The 19201-nt window shown below is 63.9% G+C and carries 18 protein-coding genes; 10 read left to right on the forward strand and 8 right to left on the reverse strand.

The window, feature by feature from the left end:
* Position 1 precedes the first annotated feature (1 nt).
* Together LB538_RS21850 and LB538_RS21855 are read right to left on the reverse strand one after the other, a co-directional pair.
* The gene (locus tag LB538_RS21850) at positions 2–1108 is read right to left on the reverse strand and encodes a glycosyltransferase family 2 protein (protein WP_224529159.1); all 1107 of its coding nucleotides are present in this window, start codon (positions 1106–1108) and stop codon (positions 2–4) included.
* On the reverse strand, positions 1105–2823 hold the full coding sequence (locus tag LB538_RS21855; protein WP_224529156.1) for a glycosyltransferase: 1719 nt from the start codon (positions 2821–2823) through the stop codon (positions 1105–1107). Before LB538_RS21855 ends, LB538_RS21850 begins: the two co-directional genes overlap by 4 nt.
* Before the next feature lie 386 nt (positions 2824–3209).
* Between LB538_RS21855 and LB538_RS21860 the strand changes: the two genes are divergently transcribed.
* The 6 genes from LB538_RS21860 to lpxK all read left to right on the forward strand — a co-directional run bounded on the left by LB538_RS21860 (position 3210) and on the right by lpxK (position 8874).
* Positions 3210–4556: a TldD/PmbA family protein gene (locus LB538_RS21860; RefSeq protein WP_224529139.1), complete on the forward strand. Its 1347-nt coding sequence runs from the start codon at positions 3210–3212 to the stop codon at positions 4554–4556.
* Entirely contained in the window at positions 4543–5352 is an 810-nt protein-coding gene (locus tag LB538_RS21865) for a 3'(2'),5'-bisphosphate nucleotidase CysQ (RefSeq protein ID WP_095767822.1), read from the forward strand. The genes LB538_RS21860 and LB538_RS21865 overlap by 14 nt, the downstream gene beginning before the upstream one ends.
* 75 nt (positions 5353–5427) lie before the next feature.
* Positions 5428–5673 (forward strand): DUF4170 domain-containing protein, encoded by a 246-nt coding sequence (locus LB538_RS21870; RefSeq protein ID WP_041002569.1) that lies wholly within the window; start codon positions 5428–5430, stop codon positions 5671–5673.
* 5 nt (positions 5674–5678) lie between these two features.
* Positions 5679–6458 (forward strand): lysophospholipid acyltransferase family protein, encoded by a 780-nt coding sequence (locus LB538_RS21875; protein WP_095767821.1) that lies wholly within the window; start codon positions 5679–5681, stop codon positions 6456–6458.
* The gene (gene waaA, locus LB538_RS21880) at positions 6455–7771 is read left to right on the forward strand and encodes a lipid IV(A) 3-deoxy-D-manno-octulosonic acid transferase (protein ID WP_224529136.1); all 1317 of its coding nucleotides are present in this window, start codon (positions 6455–6457) and stop codon (positions 7769–7771) included. The genes LB538_RS21875 and waaA overlap by 4 nt, the downstream gene beginning before the upstream one ends.
* A gap of 74 nt (positions 7772–7845) precedes the next feature.
* On the forward strand, positions 7846–8874 hold the full coding sequence (gene lpxK / locus LB538_RS21885; RefSeq protein ID WP_224529344.1) for a tetraacyldisaccharide 4'-kinase: 1029 nt from the start codon (positions 7846–7848) through the stop codon (positions 8872–8874).
* Positions 8875–8953: 79 nt separating this feature from the next.
* Here the strand turns inward: lpxK and LB538_RS21890 are convergent, their stop codons facing one another.
* The 3 genes from LB538_RS21890 to LB538_RS21900 form a co-directional block, all read right to left on the reverse strand.
* Complete coding sequence (locus LB538_RS21890; RefSeq protein WP_224529133.1) at positions 8954–9892, reverse strand: UDP-glucuronic acid decarboxylase family protein; 939 nt, start codon at positions 9890–9892, stop codon at positions 8954–8956.
* A 113-nt stretch (positions 9893–10005) separates the two neighbouring features.
* Positions 10006–10809 (reverse strand): glycosyltransferase family 92 protein, encoded by an 804-nt coding sequence (locus tag LB538_RS21895; RefSeq protein WP_224529132.1) that lies wholly within the window; start codon positions 10807–10809, stop codon positions 10006–10008.
* Positions 10810–10901: 92 nt separating this feature from the next.
* Entirely contained in the window at positions 10902–11135 is a 234-nt protein-coding gene (locus tag LB538_RS21900) for a DUF2093 domain-containing protein (RefSeq protein ID WP_224529129.1), read from the reverse strand.
* 115 nt (positions 11136–11250) lie between these two features.
* On the opposite strand from LB538_RS21900, the gene LB538_RS21905 reads away from it, so the two are divergent.
* On the forward strand, positions 11251–11850 hold the full coding sequence (locus LB538_RS21905; protein ID WP_224529126.1) for a hypothetical protein: 600 nt from the start codon (positions 11251–11253) through the stop codon (positions 11848–11850).
* Between the two features lie 6 nt (positions 11851–11856).
* Here LB538_RS21905 and LB538_RS21910 read toward each other — a convergent pair whose 3' ends face one another.
* The gene (locus tag LB538_RS21910; protein WP_224529123.1) at positions 11857–12783 is read right to left on the reverse strand and encodes a LysR substrate-binding domain-containing protein; all 927 of its coding nucleotides are present in this window, start codon (positions 12781–12783) and stop codon (positions 11857–11859) included.
* A gap of 91 nt (positions 12784–12874) precedes the next feature.
* Between LB538_RS21910 and LB538_RS21915 the strand changes: the two genes are divergently transcribed.
* Entirely contained in the window at positions 12875–13768 is an 894-nt protein-coding gene (locus LB538_RS21915; protein ID WP_224529121.1) for a DMT family transporter, read from the forward strand.
* 119 nt (positions 13769–13887) lie between these two features.
* Entirely contained in the window at positions 13888–14646 is a 759-nt protein-coding gene (locus LB538_RS21920) for a hypothetical protein (RefSeq protein WP_224529117.1), read from the forward strand.
* Positions 14647–14696: 50 nt separating this feature from the next.
* Here LB538_RS21920 and mutL read toward each other — a convergent pair whose 3' ends face one another.
* On the reverse strand, positions 14697–16565 hold the full coding sequence (gene mutL / locus LB538_RS21925) for a DNA mismatch repair endonuclease MutL (protein ID WP_224529115.1): 1869 nt from the start codon (positions 16563–16565) through the stop codon (positions 14697–14699).
* Between the two features lie 45 nt (positions 16566–16610).
* Positions 16611–17513, reverse strand: a complete 903-nt coding sequence (locus LB538_RS21930; protein ID WP_095767813.1) for a LysR substrate-binding domain-containing protein — start codon at positions 17511–17513, stop codon at positions 16611–16613.
* A gap of 89 nt (positions 17514–17602) precedes the next feature.
* Between LB538_RS21930 and LB538_RS21935 the strand changes: the two genes are divergently transcribed.
* Positions 17603–19153: a trimethylamine methyltransferase family protein gene (locus LB538_RS21935; RefSeq protein ID WP_140840959.1), complete on the forward strand. Its 1551-nt coding sequence runs from the start codon at positions 17603–17605 to the stop codon at positions 19151–19153.
* The last annotated feature ends 48 nt before the right edge of the window (positions 19154–19201 follow it).

The following is a 19201-nucleotide window of genomic DNA, read 5'->3' on the forward strand; positions in this document are numbered from 1 at the left end:
CTTAGCCGCCGTCGGCCCTTGAGTCAGGTCGGGATTTTCTCTGACCTTGGAAGGCCAGGAATTGCTTGTAACCTTTGCGGCCCATGCGAGCGCGTAACGCCTCGCGCGTCTCGGCTTCCCCGCATGCCGCCAGGATCTCGTCGAAGTGATCGGCCAAAATATCCTGAATTGCAGGGTCGTTGAAATATGCCTTCAACGGAATCCCGTCCGGCACGCTGGGAGCATCCATCAGGGTCCAGAAAGCATGTCCGTGGGTCGACACAAAATCCCGGGCACGTGAGGCCAGTTCGCGCACCATAGCACTTCGCCGCACGCGCGAACGCTGATGGGCGGCTTTGCTGAATGTCCTCAAGTTCGGCAAGGAGGGCTGCGCGCCATGCACGTTGCCTCCGTGAATTCGGTAGGCCGAAAGCGGAAGGTCTATGCAGGCCGAACCAGCCAAGGCATGCACGAACGGCATGAAATAATTGTCGGTCGCGGCATTGCCGACCACAGCCAGGGATGGCTTGCATCGGACGAGATAATGCCGCTTGTACACGTTCGCCGTACCAGGCGACCAGTGCCAGCCGGGTTCGTGAGGCTCTATCACCGTGGACTGTTGTCCCAGCAGCTCGCGCTCCCGTCGTCCCAGAATCATGTGATCTGAGTGTGAACGGGGGAGATCAAGGGGGCTGCCCACTCTGCGGTGCAGCAACCATGCGAAACCAGAAGACAGCGGCCGCCCGGCATGATTGGTTTCAAGAACGCCGCCCGACGTGGCGCCGATCGTTGGGCAATCGCAATGAAGCTGGGCGTGAAAGGCCGCGAAGTTCGCGAACAGGAAATCGTCGGCGTCAACGATACAGACCAACTCGCCCGCCAGGCGATCCAGAACGTGAAGGAACGCGCCCATCTGGTGCAGGTTGTCATCCAGATATTCAAACGCCAGCCTGGGGTCGGTATTCTCGAATCGCGCGATGACATCGCGGCTGTCGTCGGTCGAGGCGTTGTCGAGGACAACGCATTCGAACTCGGCGTAATCCTGCGACAGAACGCTCGATATCGCCTGGCCGACATACTGGCCGTAATTGTGGTTGATGATGACGAAGCTGATCTTCGGCGCGGTCATTGTCGCTTCCGTCCGATCCTCAGAGAGATGCGGACATCGCGCAACAGCGACTTCGAGAGGACGCGCATTGGAATTCGGCCTCCGAAACCGGCTCTGAGGATGGATCTTGCCTGGGCTCCAGAAAACCGGGCCAGCACCTCTCTGCTGAACCTCCTGGCACCGAAAACAGACCTCAATTGCAGCGCGTTGCGCTTGAATATCTCGACCGCGATCTCGTCGCTGAAATAGTCGCGCAACCTGTCGGGGTTTTCTCGTGTGACCCGGTCCACGACCGGCCAGAACTCGCCCCCTAAAAGCCAGTCGAACCTTTCGCTTCCTTCGATCAGATACTTGACGCTTTCATATGTGAATTTCCGCAATTTGGCCGCGTATTCCCTGGTCCCGGTGCGAATGCCCTCCACGCTTTCGCCGGTGGCGAAATAATTGCTTGAATGCAGACGATAGCCGGACAAGGGCATGTCGATCAGCGCGCTGCCGGCAACCGCATGGCATATTGTATTGAAATAGCCGTCGGCCGACGTCATCCAGGGTTTGCTGCCATCGTCCAACCGCAGCAGATGCAGGACCGAGGTGCGGAACATGTTGGCGCTGCCCGGCGCCCAGAACCAGCCGACGTGCGCACGCGGTATGGTCGCCGTGCTGGCGTCGAGGAGCCGGTATTGCGACGGGGAGACGGTCGGCAGCCGCAGCACGGTCCGCTCACCTCGCAGGCCTCGCTGCGCGCCCGGTCTGTTCAGCCGGAGTTGCTGGTACGAGGCCGTCAGGGCTGTGCCTGTCGAGTCCATCTCTGCGACGTTGGCCGAAGTGAAGCCGACGCTGCGTTGCAATGCCATATGCACCTGGATGTGCGTTGAAGCGTAGTTGTCGAACAGCACGTCGTCCGCGTCCACGAAGGTGACGAATCCGCCGTTCACCTTGTCCAGAGCCCATAGCGCGGCGCCGAGCTGGCCGTGGTTCTGCGCCAGCGTCTCGACCCGGAAACGTGGATCGCCTTCGACATGCCGGGCAATCACCTGCGCGCTGTCATCGGTCGAGCCGTTGTTGATGACGATGCACTCGAAATGCGGATAGTCCTGTCTGCGTATGGAATCGATCGTCGCGCCGACATAGCTGCCGTAATTCCAGTTGATGACGACGAAGCTGACCAGCGGCGGCGACAGCGCGCCGCCGGCGAGCCCGTCAATGTCGCGGCCGGCGATCGTGAATGACTTGGCCGCGACGATCTCGCTCTTGCGAATGACGATCTGCTGGCCCCGGTGCAACAGCTCGTATTCCCCGGCGACCTGGCTCAGGAAGGCTTCTATCCCTGCCTGCGGACGCCTGGCCATCGGCAGATCCGGCCCCCACCGGTAATCGTCCAGGATCATGACACCGTCATTGTCGAGCAGGTCCCAGGCCAGTCGGGCATCGCTGTAAACGGACGTGGCGCAATGGTCGCCGTCGACATAGACCACGTCATACAGCCGTCCTTCGCCGGCAAGGCCTGGCAGGATCGTCAATGAATGGCCTTTGCGTTTCTCGACCCGGCCGGCGAAGGGCTTGAGGTTGCGGTCGAAGCGTCGTTCGACCTCGGCCATATCAGATTCATGCTTCGAGCCAGGCTCGAGATGCTCTTCGCTGCCCTGAAAGCTGTCCACGCAGGTAATGCGGGATTTTGGCAGGAATTGCAGGAAAAACAGCGCGGAACGCCCCTCGAACGAGCCGATTTCGAGCACAGCCGTCGCCGTGCCGGCCTTGTCGCCTAGAAGCTCCTCCCAAAGCTTCAGGTGATGGGAGGTCCAGTCATGGGTAAACTCTCCGTCGACAAAATAATCCATCCTTCCCCCATTAGCCCGGCGCTGAAGCGCGCGCGGCCAAGCCCATTTCGTCAGAACGAGACACTGTTCCAGCGATCGGAACCCCTTCCGGTCGCTTTGGACGGTTTGGCCGCGGTATCCTGATTGTCCTGAGCCCATTGCACAAGCGGCAATGGAACAATAGATGGTGCATGAGCATCCAGCAGATAGTGCGTGAGCATCCGCAGACGGTGCGTGAGCATCAATGGATGGGTGCGGGCGTGATCCCGACCTGACAGACTGCGTGAACAGACAGGAACAACCGCATGACCGATAAGCTCGACGCAGCGAAATTGACCGATCGCGTCGCGGCGCTCGTCGAGGCCGCCAGGCGCGCCGGCGCCGATGCGGCCGACGCGGTGGCGGTGCGCGGCCGTTCGGCCGGCGTGTCGGTTCGGCTAGGCAAGGTCGAAGGCACCGAATCGTCGGAGAGCGAGGACGTGTCGCTGCGCGTCTTCGTCGGCCAGCGTGTGGCGAGCGTCTCGGCCACCGCCGCCGCATCCGACCCGAAGGCGCTCGCCGAGCGTGCCGTGGCGATGGCCAGGGTTTCGCCCGAAGACCCGTTCCAGGGCCTCGCCGATCCCGCGCTGCTCGCGCGCAATTTGCGCGATCTCGACCTCTTTGACCCGACAGAGGTATCGGCAGACGAGCTGAAGGAAGCTGCACTTGCCGCCGAAGCGGCCGCGTTGGCCGTCAAGGGCGTCACCAATTCCTCGGGCAGCAGCGCCGGCGCCGGCCTGGGCGGCCTGGTTCTCGCCACATCGCATGGCTTTGTCGGCCAGTACGTCGCCTCGCGTTTCTCGCGCTCGACCAGCGTCATTGCGGGTGAGGGAACGGCGATGGAACGCGACTACGAATTCTCGTCGCGCCAGCATTTCGCCGACCTCGACACGCCGGAAGAGATCGGCCGCAAGGCGGGCGAACGTACCGTTCGCCGCCTCGGCGCCCGCAAGGCGAAGACCGGCCCGATCGACGTGGTGTTCGATCCGCGCGTCGCGCGCGGCATAGCCGGCCATCTCGCCGGCGCCATCAACGGCGCCGCGGTCGCCCGCAAGACCAGCTTCCTGCGCGACATGATGGGTAAGCAGGTGGCGTCGGCCGCGATCACCGTCACCGACGAGCCTTTGCGGCGGCGCGGCCAGGCCTCGCGCCCCTTCGATGGCGAAGGCATCGAGGGCGAGAAGCTGCTGATGGTCGAGAAGGGCATCTTGAATCACTGGTTCCTGTCCACCTCGGCCGCGCGAGAGCTCGGGCTCGTCACCAACGGGCGAGGCTCGCGCAGCGGCTCGTCGGTTTCGCCGTCCTCGACCAACCTTGCCATCGAGCCCGGCGAGCGCTCGCCGGAAGATCTGATCGCGTCGTTGAAGAGCGGCTTCTATGTCACCGAGGTATTCGGCCAGGGCGTCGACATGGTGACCGGCGAATACAGCCGCGGCGCTTCTGGCTACTGGATCGAGAACGGCGCATTGGCCTATCCGGTCGCCGAGGTCACGATCGCCTCGAACCTGAAGACCATGTTCCTCAACATGGTTCCGGCGAACGATCTCGACCGTAATTTCGGCACCGCGGCGCCGACGCTCCTGATCGAAGGGATGACCCTTGCCGGCGCTTGACCAATTGAACTCGAGCGAGGCCCGCGACGATCTTGCTTTGCTGCGCGACGCCGCCCGCGAGGCCGGCGTCATCGCCATGGGCTATTTCGGCAAGAACCCGCAGGTGTGGATGAAGGGCGGCACCTCGCCGGTGAGCGAGGCCGATCACGCCGCCGATACCTACCTGCGCGAGACCTTGCTCCGGCTGCGTCCGGATTATGGCTGGCTGTCGGAGGAGACCGCCGATGACCATGCCAGGCTGTCGGCCCGCCGCACCTTCGTGGTCGACCCGATCGACGGCACGCGCGGCTTTCTCGACGGCCTGCATTCCTGGTGTGTCAGCGTCGCAGTGGTCGAGAACGGGCGCTCGCTCGCCGGCGTGCTCGAATGCCCGGCCAAACGCGAGACCTATTGGGCGCTGCCGGGCGAGGGCGCCTATCTCAACGACAAGCGTATCTATGTGCGCCCGCTGGGCGAAAGCGTCGATATCGGCGGACCCAAGCCGCTGGTCGACTTGATGCCGCCGGCATGGCAGGACAGGTTGCGGCGGACGGCCTACATCCCTTCGCTTGCCTATCGGCTGGCGATGATCGCCGCCGGAAAGCTCGATGCGACCTTCGTCAAGCCGAGCGCGCATGACTGGGACATCGCCGCCGCAGACCTCATCCTTGCCGAGGCGGGCGGAGCATTGCTCGACCGCACCGGCAAGCCGCCGCGCTATGCCGGCGAGGTGATCAACCATGGTGCGCTCGCCGCAGGCAGCGGTGAGCTGCTCGGCGTGCTCGCCAGGGTGATCGCGGGGATTGACCAAGGGTGAGTCGGCCCGCAGTTCCAAAATCGGCTGCTTTGGGCTAAACGTTTCACAAAACTCATGAATCTGCGAAGGATCGGCATGGCCGTGGAAGACGGAAAGAAGCAGCTTTTGCACCTGGTGTTCGGTGGCGAGCTGAAAAAGCTGGGTGGAACCGAGTTTCGCGACCTGGACGCGCTCGACATTGTCGGCATCTATCCCGACTATCAATCGGCGCACGCCGCCTGGAAGGCGAAGGCGCAGGCAAGTGTCGACAATGCTCATATGCGCTATTTCGTTGTTCATCTGCACCGCTTGCTCGATCCAGAATCGAAGGTCGGCGGTTGACGTCGATGGAGCATGAAGCGGTGAAAGGGGCGACCCGGCCGCGCGCCGCCAGACGCGGCGGAACGCGCACGCTGTGGCGGCGCATCCGCGAGCCTTTGGCGCAGTCGAGTTTCGTCAAGAACTTCATCGCCAGCCTGTTCGCCTGGTTCTTGCGGTTGATTCGCGTCACCAGCCCGCTCGTCGAAGGCTCGACCCGGGTAGCCGGCGGCGCTTATGCGCATCTTGAGCCGGGCATCATCGCGCTCTGGCACGGCCAGCACCTTTTGACCCCTGCCTATTACCCCGAGGGCCGGCCGCTGGTCGCCATGGTTTCGCGCAGCGCCGACGCCGAGCTCCAGGCGCTGATGATCGAGAAATTCGGCATCGAGGCAGTGCGCGGCTCCGGCGGCCGCGACAATTCGAGGCATTTGGACAAAGGCGGCGCCAAGGCCCTGATCGCGCTGAGGAAGGCGCTCGCCACCGGCAAGAACGTCGCCATGATCGCCGACATTCCGAACGGCACGCCGCGCGACGCTGGGCTTGGCATCGTTCTCCTGGCAAGGCTTTCCGGCCGGCCGATCCTACCATCGGCCATCGCCACCAGCCGCCGCAAGGTGCTGGAGAAGAGCTGGGACAAGACCACCATCAACCTGCCGTTCGGCCGCTCCGCGGTCATCGTGGGCCAGCCAGTCTTCGTGCCCGCCGATGCCGACGATGCCGAGATGGAGCGCAAGCGCCAGGAGGTCACGGCCTCCCTAAACGCCGCGACGGCTGAGGCTTATCGCCTCGTGGACGGCGGCAAATGAGCGAGCGCTGGGCGCGTGCGGCCCTGACTGCCTATCGCTATGCGGGGGCGGCCGCCTATCCGCTGATTGGCCCCTATGTCGCCTGGCGCGCCTCGCGCGGCAAGGAGGATCGTGTCCGCCGCCGAGAACGCTATGGCATCGCCGGCCGTCCCCGTCCGGAAGGACCGGTGATCTGGATCCATGCCGCAAGCGTGGGCGAGACGATCGCGGTGGTGCCGCTGGTCGAGAGCATCCTCGACTATGGCGTCAACATCGTTTTGACCACGGGCACCGTGACCTCGGCCAAGGTCGCCGAAGAGCGCCTCGGCAGCCGCATCATCCACCAATATGTGCCGCTCGATCTGAAGCCCGCGGTAAGCCGTTTTCTTGATCACTGGCGGCCGGAACTGGCGATTATCGCCGAATCGGAAATCTGGCCGATGACCATCCTGGAACTTGGCGCCCGCAACGTGCCGCAGGTTCTGGTCAACGGCCGGCTGTCGGACCGCTCCTTCATGTCCTGGAAGAAGCGCGCCGGCGTTGCCGAGGCGCTGTTCGAGAATCTTGCCCACGTCATCGCCCAGTCGGATGTCGACGGCGAGCGGTTCCGCGCGCTGGGCGCCCGGCCGGTCACCGTTTCCGGCAACCTCAAGGTGGACACCAACCCGCCGCCAGTCGACGAGCGGGCCTTGGCCACCCTGCGGCGCCAGATCGGCGGCCGTCCGACCTGGGCTGCGATCTCGACCCATGATGGCGAGGAGGTCGTGGCCGCGGAGGTCCATGCCAGCCTGCACAGGCGTCATCACGGGCTCTTGACCATCATCGTGCCGCGTCACCCCGATCGCGCCGACGCGCTGGCCGCGCAGATTTCCGGCATGGGCCTGTCCGTGGCAAGGCGCGGCAAGGGCGACCGCATCTCCCATGATACCGACATCCTGCTCGGCGACACGATCGGCGAGATGGGCCTTTATCTGAGGCTGACCGAGATCGCTTTTGTCGGCCGCTCGCTGACTTCGCAAGGCGGCCAGAACCCGCTCGAGCCGGCGATGCTCGAAACCGCCGTGCTGGCCGGGCGTAACGTGCAGAATTTCCGCGAGGCCTATCAGCGCCTGCTCGACAGCGGCGGCGCCAAGCTGGTGCGCGACCGCGACATGCTGGCCGGCGCCGTCAATTTCCTTTTGACCAACGAAGTGGCGCGCCACGAGATGATGGCGGCGGGTGCTGCCACCGTCGACGAAATGCGCGGCGCGCTTGCCCGCACGCTGAAATCGCTGGAGCCCTATATCCAGCCTCTGGTCGTCAAGGCGCGCCTGAAAGGCGCAAACGGGCGCTAGATCATGACCCCAGAAATCGGATCCGATTTTTGGAAAAGTCCATGCGCGAAGCCGAGACGCATGGGGCAGGCGCGATGACCAGCGAAGCGCCACCCTTCTGGTGGGAAAAGCCGGACTGGCGCGTGCTTGCGCTGTCGCCCGCATCAGCGATCTATGGGCTGGTCGCCGGACGCCGCATGCGCCATGCTCCGCGCGAGAAGGTCGCAGCGCCAGTGCTTTGCGTCGGCAATCTTACCGTCGGCGGCAGCGGCAAGACGCCGGTCGCCATCGCTTTGGCCAAGCAGGCCAAGCGCATGCAGCTCACGCCAGGCTTCCTGTCGCGCGGCCATGGCGGCTCGTTTGCGAAGCCGCATGTCGTGGACGCGCATCACGATGCCGCCAAGCATGTCGGTGACGAGCCGCTGCTCCTGGCCGAACATGCGCCCGTCGCGGTGACGGCGAACCGCGCCGCCGGTGCGAAGCTGCTCATCGAAGAACGTGGCTGCGATTTCCTGATCATGGATGACGGGTTCCAGTCGGCGCGCGTCCATATCGACTATGCGCTGGTCGTGGTCGACGCCCGCTTCGGCATCGGCAACGGCCGCGTCATCCCGGGCGGGCCGCTCCGCGCCAAGGTCGTCGACCAACTGGTCTTCACCAGCGGCTTGCTGAAGATGGGCGAGGGGGCCGCCGCCGACGGCGTCGTGCGCCAGGCGGCGCGCGCCGGCCGGCCGATCTTCCTGGCGCATGTCGAGCCGGCCGATCCGTCGCGCTTCGCCGGCGGCCGCTTCCTGGCCTTTGCCGGCATCGGCCATCCGGAGAAATTCTTCGACACGGTGCGCGGCGCGGGCGGCGAAGTGGCTCAGTCGCGCGCTTTTCCGGATCATCATTTCTACGCCCAGGACGAGCTTGCCGACCTCCTGGCGCTCGCCCGGCATGAGGGGCTGCGCCTCGTCACCACGGCAAAGGACGCCGCGCGGCTGCGCCATGGCGAGACGCCTGCCGGTTTCCTCGCCCAGCTGGACGTGCTCGACATCGAGGCCGTGTTCGAGCTCGATCATGTGCCCGAACGCATCGTCGACGAGACGCTCGACGCCTGGCGCCTGCGCAAGATGCGGGGCTAATGCATGTCGCGTAAAAGTGTGCAGCGGTTTTGCGATAACGACATGCATGAAGACAAAGACTTAAAGGGGCGCGCCACCGTCAATTGCCGTTGATGAGGCGGCGGAAGTAGCGAACCGTTTCGGTGAGCCCATCCTCGAGAGCGACGCGAGGAGACCAATCCAGCGTCGACCGCGCCAGACCTATGTCGGGTTGGCGCTGGCGGGGATCGTCCTGCGGCAGGGCCTTGAACTCGATTTTGGACTTGCCGCCGACAAGGCTCAATACAAGTTCGGCCAGTTCCAGGATCGTGACTTCCGTCGGGTTGCCGACGTTGAGGGGGCCCACGAAATCGTCGGGCGTAGCCATCATCCGAACCATCGCATCGACGAGATCGTCGACATAGCAGAAGCTGCGGGTGTGGCTACCGTCGCCGTAGATGGTTATAGGATCGTTCTGCAAGGCCTGGACGATGAAATTGCTGACCACCCGTCCGTCCGACGGGTGCATGCGAGGCCCGTATGTATTGAATATGCGCACCACCTTGATGGGTAATTTCGACTGACGCCGGTAGTCGAAGAACAGCGCCTCGGCGCATCTCTTGCCTTCGTCGTAGCAACTGCGCGGCCCGATCGGATTGACGTGGCCCCAATAGGCCTCGGTCTGAGGATGGACTTGCGGATCGCCATAGACCTCGGATGTCGATGCCTGAAGGATCCTGGCCCCCGAAGCGCGTGCAAGATCGAGCATGTTGATCGCCCCATAGACGCAGGTCCTGGTCGTCTCGATCGGAATGCGCTGATAGTGAACAGGCGAGGCCGGGCAGGCGAGGTTGAAGATTTCATCCGTTTCGACTTTGAGAGGCACGGTAACGTCGTGCCTCAGAAACTCGAAATGCGGATTGCCCAGAAGATGACCGATATTTTCCGCCGAGCCGGTGGAAAAATTGTCGGCACATAGTACCTGCCGGTCTTGTGCCAGCAGCAGGTCGCATAGATGCGAGCCGATAAAGCCGGCCCCACCCGTCACAAGAACCTTCACAATAAACCCCCGTACCCGTCGCCCTTTGCTGTCTATAGCCCCAGAAAGGCGAAAGTGTCAGCACTGAAACGACGGAGTGGGACCATCGATGGGAAGGGAAGAAGTGGCTGCGGCTATCCTGCGCGCCGCATCGCCTGCAGGATCGCCTCGTCGCGCTCGACATTGAGCTTGCTTTCGAAGTCGAAATGCCAATCCCTGTCGCGCAGCGCGGAAGTCGAGGCGTCGCCGCGCCGGATTTTCTGATCGAGGTCGGCGAGTGATCGCGACCAATAGTGATTGATCCTCAGGGTATCAAACTGGGGAGGCATGCCGGGCGCGATGGTCCGTCGACGGGTGTCCATCCCTTCACCGGACAGGAATTTCGACTGATGGACGCCCACTCTGTAGACCATGCGCGGGTTGAGAATTGTCTTGACGGTCGTGATGTCCGGCCCGGCTCGCATCGTATAGGCCTCGACCACCGGCCGTTCCGGTCGCTCCGCTTGGCCGGAGGAGCCATAGAAAGCTTGCCAGACGCAAACGCCTGGCAGGTCGCGATAGTCCCTCAGAACCGAGGCTACATCACGTCCGTCGGGCGCGAAAAGAAACTCATCGATGTCGAAGAATCCGATCCACAACGCTTCGCGCCAGCGCCTGCGGATGCAGTCCCTATAAGCCGACAGCTGCCCCACCGGCCGCGGCCAGTCGACCAGCGTAACCAGGCCCTCCTGGATGAACGGATTCAATACGGCTTTGAAGTCGTCGGTCGAGAAGTTGTTGTAGAGATAGAAATGCTCGAATCCCACATTCTGATGGAACCTGATCCATTCGGCCAGGAACGGCGCTTCCTCGCGGAAGATGGCGCAGGCCGTCAGCTTGAATCGGGGCGCCCTCGACACCGCCCGATCGCGCCATCTCGCGCGCATGACAAGCGGCATGCGAAGAAGTGTCTTGAGAGATTTCCTGAAGTTTTTCAATGTAGTACCCTGAGCGGTCGAGCTTGGCTGCCAAGCGCCATGGGCTCGCAAGCCTATCCGCGCTTGCGCAATTCCGGGTGCGTCTCGATCTCGCGGGCAAGCGACACCGCGGCGTTCACATAGGGCTCCTGCCGGGCGACGCTCCAATATTTGAGCTCGTCGAGCGGAATGTTCTCGCCCGTCACCGCACAGCGCACGAAGGAGCCGGGACTGGTGACTTGGAAGTCGCCGTCGAGATAACGGATCCGGGCTTCCCTGCCGCCTGGGCCTTCGAAACGGTTCATCATGAAAGGACGCTGCAGTTCATCGGGTTTCAATCGCCATAAATCGCTAGCAACGTCAAGCTTGACGCAATGCTCATCCGGTATGGCTGCAGCGACAAATGGTTCCCGGAGCTCCGACATGGACATCACTCCGCCCCGCTTGAACACGCTGATCAATGAGGCGCTCACCCCGCAGGTGCCATCGCCCAAGGCCGATCCGGCGACGGCGGCTTTGATCAAGATGCTGGTCCAGCCGCCGGTGCCATCAATGGTGCAGGCGGCGCAAATCGCGGCCCAGTCGCTGCAAAGCGCGCAGCCGCGCCCTGCCGTCCAGGCATCGCAACGCCTGTCGTCCACCGAGGCCGAGGACGCTTACCGGGCCGTCATGGAGCCCGATGCTGCCTTGGATGACGCGCCGGCAAGACCTTCGACGGGCAGGGCGGCGGCGGACACCGATCAGGCACCGCGCGGCTTCGCCTCACCGCAGGCAGCGGTCGCCGACAATGCGCCCAGGGGCCCGGTTGCGCCTGCATTGTCCACATTTTCGCCGGCCATCGCTTCCGCCGCGATGCTGATTGCCGCCAACGCCAATGCACCGCAGCCTCGCGGCGCCGCGGTTCGTCCGGCTGGTCACGCGCCGCGATCCGATTCTGTTGCGGTATCGCTCTGGACGATTTCGATCGTCACGGCAATCGTCTCGGCCGTGACCGCCACCATCATGGTTCTGTTGCTTCGATAAGCCCGCTCAAACGCCGTCCTGAAGGAAAGCCTCGAGCTTTTCCGGAGCAAGCCCTGCCTGTTCGGCGATGCGCCTGGCAAGGTCCGCCGCTGCCGCGCGCGGCCGGCCGACCGGGCGGTCCATCCAGTAAGACACCGGATTGAGCGCAGCGCGCTCGTCGACGGCAACGATGCGGCCGGATTGGAGCTGGTCTGCCGTCAGCGGCGGCCGCGCCAGCGCTATGCCCAACCCATGCGCGGCCGCATCGAGCACCAGATTATAGTCCTCGAAACGCCGGTCCTGCGGACGCGGGCGATAGTCCATGTCCTGCGCCGCGAGCCATGCGCGCCAGGCGGATGCGTCGGAATCGTTGATCAGCGGGAATTTCAGCAGCCGGGCAGGGTCGCCTCGTCCGATCTCCTTCGCCAGCTCCGGCGAGGCGATCGGGAAAATATGCTCCTCGAACAGCTGCACCGAGACGCGACCCGGAATGCGGCCGCGCCCGCAGCGCACCGAAAGATCGATGCCTTCGTCGGCGAGATCGGCCTGGCGGTTGTCGACGTCGAGCACGATGCGCAGCTTGGTCGGATGGTTCTCCAGCACGGCCATGCGCGGCATCAGCCACAGCCCGCTCACCGACGGGATCGAGGCCAGCCGCACCACGGCGGTGCCGCGCGGCTCGACCCAGCGGTCGGAGTTGAACGAGATCAGTGCGAAGGCCTCGGCGGTCCTCAAATGCAGCCGGTTGCCCTCGATCGTCAGCGTCACGCCACGCGCGTTGCGCTCGAAGACTTTCAAGCCAAGCCAGTCCTCCAGCTTGGCGATCTGGCGGCTCACCGCGCCATGGGTGAGGTTGAGCTTTTCAGCTGCCGCGGAAAAACTCCCCATGCGCGCCGCCGCATCGAAGGCGCGCAGGGTTTCAAGCGGCAGTATCTGGTCAGAGCTGTGATCCATGCTCACAGCTGACTCTCGAATTGGTCGTTTGTCAATTGGCCGGCAATGGCGTTCTCATGCATCCATGACGCAGAAAGACGAGGCTACGGCAATGAGCGCTTACACTGGCACGTTGAATGAGACACAGCGCATGGACACCGCAGCCGCAATCGCGGTGACGCTGACGGTCATCGGCTGGGCCTCGGCTTTCCCGGCGATCCGCGCCGGCCTTGCCGCCTTCCAGCCATTGGAGCTCGGCGCGCTGCGCTTTGCCATCGCCGCGGTTCCGGCCGCCATCTTCCTCGCAGTGAAGCGCCCGGCACTGCCCCGAGTGGATGAGCTGTGGCGCTTCGGCTTCGGCGGCGCCATCTTCGTCGCGCTCTACACCGCCATGCTCAATTTCGGCGAGCTGACCGTCTCGGCGGGTGCGGCTGGCTTCATCATCAATGTCAGCCCGATCTTCACCGCCATCATGGCGATGGCGCTGCTTGGCGAGCGCTTCTCGGGGCTTGCCTGGCTGGGCACCGTCATTTCCTTCGCCGGCATCGGCATCATCGCGGTGGCCGACGGGCACGGCCTTCATTTCAACGCCGGCGCGCTGCTGGTGCTGGGCTCCGCGCTCTGCTCCGCCGTCAATACCATCGTCCAGAAGCCGCTCTTTGTCCGTCATCATCCTCTGACGATATCCGCTTCCAACATGGTGCTCGGCGCGCTCTGTCTGTCGCCCTTCCTGCCCGAGGCTTTTTCGCAGGCAGCGGTCGCCGACACCGCCGGTCTTGGCGCCGTCATCTATCTCGGCATCGTGCCCTCGCTGATCGCCTATGCTGCATGGGCGACCGCGCTGTCGCGCCTACCTGCCGCGCGCGCCTCGAACTTCCTCTACCTCGTCTCGCCGACCTCCGCTCTGATCGGCTTCTTCTGGCTGGGCGAAGTGCCATCGCTGCTCGGCATCCTGGGCGGCGCGCTGGCGCTGGGTGGCGTGATCGTGGTCAATTTGAAGCGTTAGTTCAAAAGTTTACGGCCGTTTCCGGACTCGAACTGAAAAGTTGAATGCGGCTACCTTCGGCCCCTGTGACGCAGGCGCAAGGCACGCTATCCTGATCCGCCTTGATGGAGGGGATCGGGATGGGAAGAGGCTTCATTGCCACGGTTTTCTGCCTGCTGATGCTGAGCGGGAAAGCCTTCGCGGGCTGGTACCAGGTGGAAAACTACGAAGGCTCCATCGGACCGAACCCGATTCACGTCTCCCTGCAGCGCTATGCCAGCTTCGGCAGCGGCATCAGTGTAAAGGGAAGCTATTTCTACGACGCCAAGCAAAGCCCAATCGCGATCTACGGCAAGGCGGAGGGCTCAAAGCTCACGCTGTGCGAGATCGCGGACGACCAGGAATTTCAACGCGTCCTCGTCATGGGGTCGAAAACACCCGTCGACACCACCGGATGTCCTTTCTCTATCGAGATCAGTGAAAGCGGCGCGGCGGGAAGCTGGAGCAAAGGCGTGGACAAATTTCCCGTTACGCTCAGGAAGGTCGCGAGTCTTGACAATACAGGCGACCTGAAGATCGACGGGACCGTCGAAATTCCCTTTTGGGCTGAGACGACCCGCGACAGATTTGCGGGGATTTACACGAAGTCCGACGCCGGCATCTGCATGACGAAAATGCTGGTGATCAACAAGAAGAAAAAGAAGGCCGTTCAGGAGATCGGCTTCGACGATGAGGACTGCAACGCCGGTATGTCGACGACGCCCATTTATATGAACGTGCAAAAATGGGTGGAGGCAGGCAAGGACATCATTTCGGTGGAATTTGGAGGCGGCAAATTCGCAGGCGCGAACGACTATGTTCTCAACCCGAAGACAGGAAAATACCACCTCAAGAAATGATACTCAGCGTATGGCGCCGACCCTTGCTGTTGCAACGAGCCAGGGGACGCTCACCGCCGCCCGAACAGCCTTTCGATATCGGCGAGCTTGAGCTCGATATAGGTCGGGCGGCCGTGGTTGCAGGTGCCGGATCCGGGCGTCGCCTCCATCTGGCGCAGCAGCGCGTTCATCTCCTCGGCCTTGAGCAGGCGCCCTGACCGCACCGAGCCGTGGCAGGCCATGGTCGCGGCTATTCTGTCCAGCCGCTCCTTCAGCGTTTCGACCGTGTCGTTGTCGGCGATCTCGTCGGCAAGGTCGCGCACCAGCTGCTGCACATTGGTTTCGCCCAGTATCGACGGCGTCTCGCGCACCGCCACCGCGCCTGGGCCGAAGCGCTCGAGGCCTAGGCCAAATTTGGCGAGCGTCTCGGAATGCATCGCCAGCCGCTCGGCATCCTCTTCCGGCAGGTCGACGATCTCGGGCAGGAGCAGTATCTGCGACGGCACGGCGCGCGAATGCAGCGCATTCTTCAGCGCTTCATAGACCAGCCGCTCATGCGCGGCATGCTGGTCGACGATGACGAGCGAATCCCTCGTCTGGGCGACGATATAGTTTTCATGCACCTGCGCGCGCGCCGCGCCCAGCACCATGCCGAGCAGCGCCTCAGTCGGCTCGGCCATGCCGGCGCGGACATCGGCGCTGGCGAGCGGCCCGGTGTCGAAGGCCGCCTGCTCGTTCTCGGCGAAGCCGTTTCGTGGCGCCCGTGCTTCGCCCATGTCGAGCGGCCGCTGCGCCGAGCGCAACGGGTCGAAGCCTCCGGAGGCGGAAGCGTGATAAGCGGCCTCGTAGCTGCGATGGCCGTTGGCCGGGCCGGCATGCGAGTAGGGCGCCGCCCCTGGCCGGAATGCCGCCATCATACCGGCGGCGCCCGTTGTCGCCGCGCGGATGCCGGCGCCGGCCAGCGCCTCGCGGATGGCGCCGACGATCAGCCCGCGCACCAGGCCGGGATCCCGGAAGCGCACATCGGCCTTGGCGGGATGGACGTTGACGTCTACCGTCGAGGGATCGAGCGACAGGAACAGCACCGTCACCGCATGCCGGTCTCGCGGCAGCACGTCGGCGAAGGCGCCGCGGATCGCGCCGGCGATCAGCTTGTCGCGAACCGGCCGTCCATTGACATAGGCATATTGCTGCAGCGCATTGGCACGCGTGTAGGACGGGATCGAGACGTGGCCGGCAAGGTGAACTCCCTCCCGCGCGGCATCGATGGCAATGGCATTGTCCGGGAAATCCTTGCCCATTACCTGCGCGACGCGGGCAAGCCGGCCCTCCGGCGTGTCGCTGGTTGCGGGCAGTTCCAGCGTCGAGCGGTCGGCGCCGGCCAGCGTGAAGCGGACAGCGGGAAAGGCGATGGCGATGCGCTTTACCACGTCGCTGGTGGCCGAGCTTTCGGCGCGCTCGCCCTTCATGAATTTCAGCCTGGCCGGGGTGGCGAAGAAAAGGTCGCGCACCTCGACCGTGGTGCCCCGGTTTGCCGCCGCCGGCTTCACCGCCGAGACGCGCCCGCCGTCGATGCCGATCTCGGCCGCGCTGTCGCCGCCAGCCGTGCGCGAGCGGATCGACAGCCGCGCGACGGAACCGATCGAGGGAAGCGCCTCACCGCGGAAACCCAGCGAGCGGATGTCGTGGATGCTGTCGGACAGCTTGGAGGTGCAGTGCCGCGCGACCGCCAGCGCCAGTTCCTGTTCCGGAATGCCCGAGCCGTCATCGGTGACGCGGATGAGATTGAGCCCGCCGCCGGCGGTGACGATCTCCACGCGCGATGCGCCGGCATCAAGCGCATTCTCGACCAGCTCCTTCACCACGCTCGCCGGACGCTCGATGACCTCGCCGGCGGCGATCTGGTTGATCATCGTTTCGGAAAGCTGGCGGATGGGCATGAGGTGACTATAGGCGGATTCGAACGGCGTGGGGGAGGGGTCAGTTCACGCCTGCGCCACCAGCCAGTCCCTGACCCTGCGCGCATTCTCGCTGAGGTCGCGGTTCTTCGGCCAGATGACGTGGAAGCCGATGCCGGTCCGCATCACATGATCGGTCACCGGCACCAGCAGCCCTGATGCCACCAGCCGCTCGACCAGATGCCGCCATCCAAGCGAGATGCCTTGTCCCTCCATCACCGCCTGGATCACCAGCGCATAATCGTTGATGCGCAACCCGCGCTCCGCATTGCGCAGACTGGTTCCGGCCGACGCGAACCATTCGTCCCAGTTCGGCGCCTCACGATAGGGTTCCTCGAGATGGATCAGCCGGTGCGTTGCCAGTTCCTCGACCGTCTTCGGCTTGCCGAATTTGGCGAGGTAGTTCGGCCCGGCGACCGGGAAGATCTCCTCGTCGGAGAGCGACAGCGAGTGGTAGTCCGGCCAGTCGCGCGGCACGCCGCCGCGTACGCCGAGCGGAATCCCCTCGGCGATGATGTCGAGGTCGCGGTCGGCGGTCTGGATGCGCAGATCAATGCCCGGCAGCTCGTCGCGGAACTGCTGCAGGCGCGGCATCATCCAGAACGAGCCGAAGGCAGTCGAGGCGGCTAACGTCACGTGTCCGCCGGTCGCCTGCAGGCGAAGGTCCTCCGCCGACTTGCGGATATGCGACAGGCCGAGTGAGACGTCGGCATGGAAGCGCTCGCCGGCTTCCGTCAGAAGCACCTGGCGGTGGCGCCGCTGGAAGAGCTTGGCGCCGAGCTGCTCCTCCAGGCCGCGAACGGCATAGGAAACGGCGGCCTGCGTCATGCCGAGCTCGCGCCCGGCGGCAGTGAAGCTCGACAGCCGGCCGGCGGCTTCGAAGACGATGAGGCTGCCGGCGGAGGGCAGGAGGTGGCGCAGGCTTCGCATAAGGTGAACTTATACAGAAGATCAGGATTTTCCAGCGTCACAGCCATATTTTGCCTCGCTAACGTGAGTGGCGGGAAGAAGGAGCCTCCATGAACGCACCGGCCGTTGAATTGACCGAACAGACCCACCGCCGCGGCGGCGGCCGTCTTGGCCGCAAGGCGCTGAGAAGCGCGCCGATCGCGTCCTTCCCCACCCTTGTGCGCAAGATCCCCGCCTATGAGATCGTGCCCGACGAGGCGGTGGAGTTGATCCACGAGGAATCGCTCAAGATCCTCGAGGAAGTGGGGTGCGAATTCCGCGACGACGGGGCGATCGAGCTCTGGAAGGCCGCCGGCGCCGATGTCAGGCAAACGCGCGTCCGCATCGACCGCGCACTCCTGATGGAACTCGTCTCGAAAGTTCCGCCGGAATTCACGCTCAACGCGCGCAATCCGGAGCGCACGGTGCGCGTCGGCGGCAAGAACTCGATCTTCGTGCCGATGTATGGCGCTCCCTATATCCGCGACCTCGACAACAAGCGCCGTTACGGCACGCTCGCCGACCTCAACAATTTCCACAAGATGGCCTACATGGCGCCGGCGCTGCATTCCTCGAGCTCGGTCATCTGCGAGCCGATGGAAATCGCGGTGCCGAAGCGACATCTCCACATCATCCATTCGGCGTTGAAACATTCCGACAAGCCGTTCATGGGCATCGTGACGTCGAAGGAGCGCGCCGAGGACACGATGGCGATGGCTGGCATCGTCTTCGGCGAGGACTTCGTGCGCGACAACCCGGTGCTGGTGGCGATCACCAACTGCAATTCGCCGCTGGTCTGGGACGCCACCATGATCGACGCCATGCGGGTCTATGCGAGCCACAACCAGCCGCTGATCCTGGCGCCTTTCGCGCTATGCGGCGCCTCGACCTCGGCCTCCGCCGTCGGCGCGGTGGCGCAGGTCAACGCCGAGGCGCTCGCCGGCGTGGCGCTCACTCAGCTCATCCGGCCCGGCTCGCCGCAGCTCTACGGCCAGTTCATGGTCACCGTCGACATGAAGACCGGCGCGCCGATGGGCGGCACGCCGGAAGCGGCGCAGATGATGTATCTGATGGGCGCCTTGGCCAGGAAATACAAGCTGCCCTGGCGCACCTCCGGCTTCCATGTCGGCTCCAAGCTCAACGACGCCCAAGCCGGCTATGAAGCGAACATGCTGATGCATGCCGCGATCCTTTCCGGCGCCAATTACATCTGGCATTCCGCCGGTTGGCTGGAGGCGGGCCTCACCTGCGGCTATTCGAAATTCGCCACCGACTGCGAGCAGCTCGTCGGCTGGTATAAATATGCCGGCGGCGTTCCCTTCGACGATTTCAAGGAAGCGATGGCGGCAATCCGCGAGGTCGGTCCGCAAGGGCATTTCCTCGGCACGCAGCACACGCTCGAGCATTTCGAGAGCGCCTTCTTCATGCCCAACATCATGGACTTCAATTCCTTCGAGCAGTGGAGCGCCGAAGGCGCCAAGGATCATGACACGCGCGGCCGAGAAAAGGCGCGCGCCATGCTCGCCGACTACCAGGAGCCGAAGCTCGACGAAGGCATCGCCGAAGGTCTCAGGGATTTGATCGCCCGGCGTGAGGAAAAGCTGCCGGACAGCGTTAGTTAATAGACGAAAGTTCAAGCAAAAGGGCAAAAGACCCGCTCAAACCAATGG

It is taken from the genome of Mesorhizobium sp. Ca11 (genome assembly GCF_020165275.1).
Classification (GTDB): Bacteria; Pseudomonadota; Alphaproteobacteria; order Rhizobiales; family Rhizobiaceae; genus Mesorhizobium.

Excerpts from the sequence above, each read along its gene's own strand:
- LB538_RS21850 (WP_224529159.1), bottom strand. The coding sequence starts at position 1,108 with ATGACCGCGCCGAAGATCAGCTTCGTCATCATCAACCACAATTACGGC.
- LB538_RS21860 (WP_224529139.1), top strand. The coding sequence starts at position 3,210 with ATGACCGATAAGCTCGACGCAGCGAAATTGACCGATCGCGTCGCGGCG.
- LB538_RS21870 (WP_041002569.1), top strand. The coding sequence starts at position 5,428 with ATGGCCGTGGAAGACGGAAAGAAGCAGCTTTTGCACCTGGTGTTCGGT.
- LB538_RS21875 (WP_095767821.1), top strand. The coding sequence starts at position 5,679 with ATGGAGCATGAAGCGGTGAAAGGGGCGACCCGGCCGCGCGCCGCCAGA.
- waaA (WP_224529136.1), top strand. The coding sequence starts at position 6,455 with ATGAGCGAGCGCTGGGCGCGTGCGGCCCTGACTGCCTATCGCTATGCG.
- lpxK (WP_224529344.1), top strand. The coding sequence starts at position 7,846 with ATGACCAGCGAAGCGCCACCCTTCTGGTGGGAAAAGCCGGACTGGCGC.
- LB538_RS21895 (WP_224529132.1), bottom strand. The coding sequence starts at position 10,809 with ATGCCGCTTGTCATGCGCGCGAGATGGCGCGATCGGGCGGTGTCGAGG.
- LB538_RS21900 (WP_224529129.1), bottom strand. The coding sequence starts at position 11,135 with ATGATGAACCGTTTCGAAGGCCCAGGCGGCAGGGAAGCCCGGATCCGT.
- LB538_RS21905 (WP_224529126.1), top strand. The coding sequence starts at position 11,251 with ATGGACATCACTCCGCCCCGCTTGAACACGCTGATCAATGAGGCGCTC.
- LB538_RS21910 (WP_224529123.1), bottom strand. The coding sequence starts at position 12,783 with ATGGATCACAGCTCTGACCAGATACTGCCGCTTGAAACCCTGCGCGCC.
- LB538_RS21915 (WP_224529121.1), top strand. The coding sequence starts at position 12,875 with ATGAGCGCTTACACTGGCACGTTGAATGAGACACAGCGCATGGACACC.
- LB538_RS21920 (WP_224529117.1), top strand. The coding sequence starts at position 13,888 with ATGGGAAGAGGCTTCATTGCCACGGTTTTCTGCCTGCTGATGCTGAGC.
- mutL (WP_224529115.1), bottom strand. The coding sequence starts at position 16,565 with ATGCCCATCCGCCAGCTTTCCGAAACGATGATCAACCAGATCGCCGCC.
- LB538_RS21930 (WP_095767813.1), bottom strand. The coding sequence starts at position 17,513 with ATGCGAAGCCTGCGCCACCTCCTGCCCTCCGCCGGCAGCCTCATCGTC.
- LB538_RS21935 (WP_140840959.1), top strand. The coding sequence starts at position 17,603 with ATGAACGCACCGGCCGTTGAATTGACCGAACAGACCCACCGCCGCGGC.